The organism is Gilliamella sp. Occ4-3 (assembly GCF_001690675.1).
In the GTDB taxonomy this organism is placed as follows: Bacteria; Pseudomonadota; Gammaproteobacteria; order Enterobacterales; family Orbaceae; genus Gilliamella; species Gilliamella bombi.
On sequence record NZ_LZHR01000072.1, the window covers coordinates 1 to 4,773 of the forward strand.

At 31.9% G+C, this 4,773-nt stretch carries 5 protein-coding genes and 1 pseudogene; 4 read left to right on the forward strand and 2 right to left on the reverse strand.

The window, feature by feature from the left end:
• Window positions 1–235, reverse strand: a pseudogene (locus tag A9G44_RS07915) (glycosyl transferase); the annotation flags it as partial.
• Between the two features lie 196 nt (window positions 236–431).
• Here A9G44_RS07915 and rfbB point away from each other — a divergent pair.
• The 4 genes from rfbB to rfbD are packed head-to-tail and all read left to right on the forward strand — an operon-like array spanning window position 432 to window position 3,790.
• Window positions 432–1,493 (forward strand): dTDP-glucose 4,6-dehydratase, encoded by a 1,062-nt coding sequence (gene rfbB / locus A9G44_RS07920; protein ID WP_065610258.1) that lies wholly within the window; start codon window positions 432–434, stop codon window positions 1,491–1,493.
• 13 nt (window positions 1,494–1,506) lie between these two features.
• Window positions 1,507–2,373: a glucose-1-phosphate thymidylyltransferase RfbA gene (gene rfbA / locus A9G44_RS07925; protein WP_065610266.1), complete on the forward strand. Its 867-nt coding sequence runs from the start codon at window positions 1,507–1,509 to the stop codon at window positions 2,371–2,373.
• 12 nt (window positions 2,374–2,385) lie between these two features.
• Window positions 2,386–2,916 (forward strand): dTDP-4-dehydrorhamnose 3,5-epimerase, encoded by a 531-nt coding sequence (gene rfbC, locus A9G44_RS07930; RefSeq protein WP_065610260.1) that lies wholly within the window; start codon window positions 2,386–2,388, stop codon window positions 2,914–2,916.
• 7 nt (window positions 2,917–2,923) lie between these two features.
• A complete protein-coding gene (gene rfbD / locus A9G44_RS07935) occupies window positions 2,924–3,790 on the forward strand; it encodes a dTDP-4-dehydrorhamnose reductase (protein ID WP_065610262.1) in 867 nt (288 codons plus the stop codon).
• On the opposite strand, the gene A9G44_RS07940 is transcribed toward rfbD, so the two are convergent.
• Window positions 3,782–4,675, reverse strand: a complete 894-nt coding sequence (locus A9G44_RS07940; RefSeq protein ID WP_065610264.1) for a glycosyltransferase family 2 protein — start codon at window positions 4,673–4,675, stop codon at window positions 3,782–3,784. The genes rfbD and A9G44_RS07940 overlap by 9 nt on opposite strands.
• Window positions 4,676–4,773: the final 98 nt, after the last annotated feature.

The following is a 4,773-nucleotide window of genomic DNA, read 5'->3' on the forward strand; positions in this document are numbered from 1 at the left end:
AAATTTTACTTAATGATATGTTTCGAACATCTTGGTAAATTGATGTTGTTATTCCGTTTTTTTGGTTTGATTTTAGATAATTATTAATATCTTGTTCTTTAAGTAAAGTTGGTCCATTATTCCAAATAATCATATTTAGTTTAGTGGATTCCAAATTTGCTTGTAATATTGATTTTAACGTTGCAGAATCAGATAAAGTGCAATTATAAAGCACAGTTAATACATTTATTCTCATGTTGATCTTGAACAAACTAAGCGGTAAAAATATCGTAACAATATAACATATAAAGAATTACGAATACAATTTTTGCAAAATGATGAGAAATTCAGAACATTTTTGAAAATGTAATGATTAATACCTAATTCTAAATATTGCTATTTATTGGCTTTGTTATTATTATTCCGTGCATAAGATTTTAGAGGATTAATTAATGAAAGTGATTGTTACAGGAGGAGCTGGTTTTATTGGTTCTGCTGTTGTGAGACATATTATTGAACAGACTAATGATGAAGTATTGGTTATTGATAAATTAACTTATGCTGGGAATCTGGAATCATTAGATAGCGTATCAGAAAACAAACGATATCATTTCAAACAAATCGATATTTGTGATAGGAAGGAACTTAATGTTGTTATGGCTGGCTTTTGCCCTGATGTTATTATGCACTTAGCTGCTGAAAGTCATGTTGACCGTTCTATTGATAATCCTTCTACATTTATAGAGACCAATATAATAGGTACTTATACTTTATTAGAAGCATCTTTAGCCTATTGGAAAACACTAGACACAACCAAACAATCTACATTTCGTTTGCATCATATTTCAACTGATGAAGTGTATGGTGATCTGCATGGAACGAATGATTTATTTACTGAAAAAACACCTTATTCACCAAGTAGCCCATATTCGGCATCGAAAGCTTCAAGTGATCATTTAATCCGTGCGTGGCATAGAACCTTTGGTTTACCTACAGTTATTACTAACTGCTCAAATAACTATGGTCCATACCATTTTCCAGAAAAACTAATCCCATTAATAATACTTAATGCTCTTGAAGGTAAGCCGTTGCCAGTATATGGTAATGGTCAACAAATTAGAGATTGGTTATATGTCGAAGATCATGCAAGAGCACTTTATCTTGTTGCTACTAAAGCAAAAGTAGGTGAGACTTATAATATCGGTGGGCACAATGAACAAAAAAATATTGATGTTGTAAATATTATTTGTGAATTACTTGAAGAACTCGTTCCAAATAAGCCAGATGGTGTTAAGTGTTATAAAGATCTGATTACTTATGTTACTGATCGCCCAGGTCATGATCAACGTTATGCTATTGATGCATCAAAGATTTATCAAGATTTGGGTTGGAAACCACAAGAGACATTTCAAACAGGAATGCGCAAAACAGTAGAGTGGTATCTACAAAACAAACAATGGTGTGATCATATTAAAGATGGCTCATATGCAAGATCACGACAAGGAATTATTTAATATAGGTAATTTTATGAAAGGTATTGTATTAGCTGGTGGGTCAGGAACCCGTCTTTATCCCATAACTCGAGGTATTTCAAAACAGTTATTGCCTGTCTATGATAAACCTATGATTTATTATCCTTTGTCTGTACTTATGCTTGCTGGTATTCGCGATATTTTAATTATTACCACTCCTGATGATTTACCTATGTTTCAACGATTATTAGGTGATGGTTCTCGTTTTGGTATTAAACTTAGTTATGCACAGCAACCTAAACCAGAAGGTTTGGCGCAAGCTTTTTTAATTGGTGAAGAGTTCATTCAAAAACAGCGTTGTGCTTTAATCTTAGGTGATAACTTATTTTTTGGTGAAAGTTTTGGTAGAAAATTGGAAAAAGTTGTAGCTCAAGAAAATGGTGCAACTATTTTTGGATATCAGGTAGTAGATCCAGAACGATTTGGCGTTGTTGATTTTGACGAAAATTTTAAAGCGTTATCCATTGAGGAAAAACCAGCCAATCCAAAATCGAACTGGGCAGTAACTGGTCTTTATTTTTATGATGAAAATGTGGTTGAAATGGCAAAACAAGTTAAGCCATCTCATCGTGGTGAGCTAGAAATTACAACTCTTAATCAGATGTATTTGGATGCAGGACTGTTAAATGTTGAAATCCTAGGACGCGGTTTTGCTTGGCTCGACACTGGTACACATGACAGTTTACTTGAAGCATCATCGTTTGTCCAAGTAATAGAAAAAAGGCAAGGGCTCAAAGTTGCCTGCCTTGAAGAGATTGCTTATCGTAATGACTGGCTCAGTGCTGAACAGGTGAAAGAAGAAGCCATTAGTTCAGGTAAAACATTATATGGGCAATATTTGGCAAGATTGATAGAACAATAAAATAGGTGGCAAATGGAAGTTATTTCAACGAATATTGTGGATGTAAAAATTATAAAACCGAAAGTGTTTGGTGATGAACGAGGCTTTTTTCTTGAAACTTTCGAACAAAAACGGTATCAAGAAATGTTAGGTATAAAACTTAATTTTGTTCAAGATAACCATTCTCGCTCACAAAAAAATGTGTTAAGGGGATTACATTTTCAAAAAAAAAATCCTCAAGGCAAACTAGTTCGAGTTGTTAGAGGTGAAGTTTTTGATGTGGCTGTCGATATTCGTAAAGATTCCCCAACTTATGGAAAGTGGGTTGGCGTTACCTTAACTGAACATAATAAAACACAATTGTGGATACCTCCTGGACTTGCTCATGGTTTTGCTGTACTGTCAGATATTGCTGACTTTGAATATAAATGTACTAACTATTATGATCCTAAGTCAGAAGGGTGTTTGTTGTGGAACGATCCAACAGTAAATATTAGTTGGCCGATTTCAAACCCATTACTATCGACAAAAGATAAGTTAGGCAAAACATTACAGGAGTTATAGTTAATTGATGAAAGTTTTGTTAACTGGTGCTAATGGTCAATTAGGACATTGTTTTAAAGATATCTTTCCTTCAGATTGGCAATTACTTGCCACTGACAGCCAGCAATTAGATATAACTGATGGTTTAGTTGTTGATGATTTTGTTGCCTTGCATAGGCCTGATGCCATTGTAAATGCCGCAGCATATACAGCAGTGGATAAAGCGGAAGATGAATATGAATTAGCTTATAAAGTTAATGCTGTCGGTCCTAAGAATTTAGCAACAGCTGCTAAAAAATATCATGCAAAACTAGTTCATGTTTCGACCGATTATGTTTTCGATGGGACTAAACGTTCTCCTTATTTAGAGGATGATTTAACCAATCCGGTTAATGTCTATGGTGAGACTAAACGAGCTGGTGAATTATCTGTCTTAGACAATTATTCCTCTACAATTGTAATTAGAACCTCTTGGGTTTTTAGTGAATATGGCAATAATTTTGTCAAAACGATGTTAAAGCTTAGTCAAACTAGACCTGAATTAACCATTATTGATGATCAGTTAGGATGTCCAACTTATGCTGGTGATATTGCTAAAACGATTTTAGAAATGCTAATGAATGATATTCAAGGTGGTATATATCATTATTGTGGTGATGAGTACGTAAGTTGGTTCCAGTTCGCATCTAAGATATTTGCAACAGCTCATGAATTGAATTTTATGACTAATAGCAACGTAACAATAAAGCCAATTTTAACCTCAGCATATCCAACTAAGGCTAAAAGACCATTATACTCTGTTTTAAATATGGATAAAATAAAACAGTTAGATATAAAAGCATCTGATTGGAACAAAGCATTAATGGATGTGATTCCTTGCATCTATTTAGAGTAATTGATTCATTGTTAGAGGTATACAAGAACGAGGGTGTTTTTTCCTAAAAAGACATTTAGCTAATTTGAGAAATTCTGAGCATGAATACTCTCTTCTTGTAAATTTTCTAAGTAGGTACAAAAAGACATTTAAACGACTTTTTTTATCATAAAAAATTTTGTTTAATACTTTTGAATATTCCATTTCTAGTCTTCTCATAGGGCTTATTTTTTTTCGATCTTGTAAATTAAAATCTAAAGAATGGCTAATTTTCCCTACACATATTCCTTTAAATTCGGTTTGTTTTAATTCTATCAAATCAAGGAAAAAACTGGTATCTATAGCATAAAGCGCGTAACGTTCGTTAAAAAACTCTTGTTTGCTTTTACTTATGTACTTTATTAATTGATTAGATAGAGTTAATCCAGATGAGATAGACTCAATTTCTCCCATTGCAAAAACTTTTTTATCAAAAAGTTTCCGATTTTCATGATATATTGGAAAACATAATGAGTTTTCTTTTGAAACCCATCCAGCAGAATAAACTTGAGGAACAATGACATCAAAATCATTATTTATCTTAATATTTTGGAAAAAATCATTATTCAATATCGAGTCTTGATCCAAAATAGTGAAAAAATCAAAACTTACTTGGTTGATAAAAAAATTATAGATTTTACTTAAAGCAATATTGTAAAGATTCTCATAGATAGAAAGGTTAATGTTCTTACTGTCACAAATGGATTTATATTGTCTACATTCTTGTAAGTTAAGTGCTTTTGGGCCATTATTCCATATAATTACATTTAAAGTAATATCACTTCTATCTGAATTTAATAATGATTCGAAAGTTTTAGAATTTTTAATATTTTCATTGTATAAAATGATTATAGCCGTAATTTTCATTTATGTAGTTATGAGTATTTATTATAACTCTATTATATTCTAACTTTTTATTTTTAGGAAAGATTACTATACAAATTAATAAAATTATACTATTTTAA